The organism is Photorhabdus sp. RW14-46 (genome assembly GCF_963887965.1).
Taxonomy (GTDB): domain Bacteria; phylum Pseudomonadota; class Gammaproteobacteria; order Enterobacterales; family Enterobacteriaceae; genus Photorhabdus; species Photorhabdus laumondii.
Window position 1 is genome coordinate 1 of record NZ_CAWPHH010000112.1, and the last position, 727, is coordinate 727.

1 protein-coding gene is annotated in these 727 nt (G+C 56.8%); it reads left to right on the forward strand.

The window, feature by feature from the left end:
• A partial coding sequence (locus AACQ38_RS23780) for a type VI secretion system Vgr family protein (protein ID WP_165579248.1) occupies positions 1–727 on the forward strand: 727 nt, incomplete at both ends.

Below are 727 nucleotides of genomic sequence, written 5' to 3' on the forward strand. Positions count from 1 at the left end.
CTAACACCGATGATCATCTTTGATCACAGCCGTTACAGACTAAAAGTGTGGCGCAATAAAGCACCGCTGGATGTGCTGGCCTTTACCGGGCAGGAAGCCTTAAGCCAGCCGTTTCGCTATGCCATTGAATTCACCAGTGCGGAGAAAGGGATTGAACCGGCACAGATGCTGATGCAGCAAGCCTCATTTACCCTGACCTCGCCTGCGATTAATCCGGGGATACGGTGGATGCCGGTTGTGCCGCCGGAGCCGCTGCGCTCGGTTTACGGGGTGATCAGCGGCTTTAAACTGCTCTCCACTTCGCGGGACGAAAGCCGTTACGAAGTGACGCTGGAGCCCCGGCTGGCGCTGCTGGCGAGAAGCCATCAATACGCTATTTACCAAAAACTGTCCGTGCCGGAGATTGTGGAGAAAATCCTGCGGGAGCGACATGGTTTTCGCGGGCAGGACTTCCTGTTCAGTCTGGCGTACAGCTACCCGAGGCGGGAACAGGTGATGCAGTATGGCGAAGATGACCTGCGCTTTATCCAACGCCTGCTGGCGGAAGTGGGTATCTGGTACAAAGTGACGGCGGATGACCGGTTAAAGATCGATGTGGTGGAGTTTTACGACGACCAGCGTGACTACCAGTTCAATGTCTACCTGCCTGCCCGCAATCCGTCAGGTATGCACGGCGAGGAGGACGCGGTGGTGTGGGGCATGGAGACCGCGTATCAGGTGGTGGAGG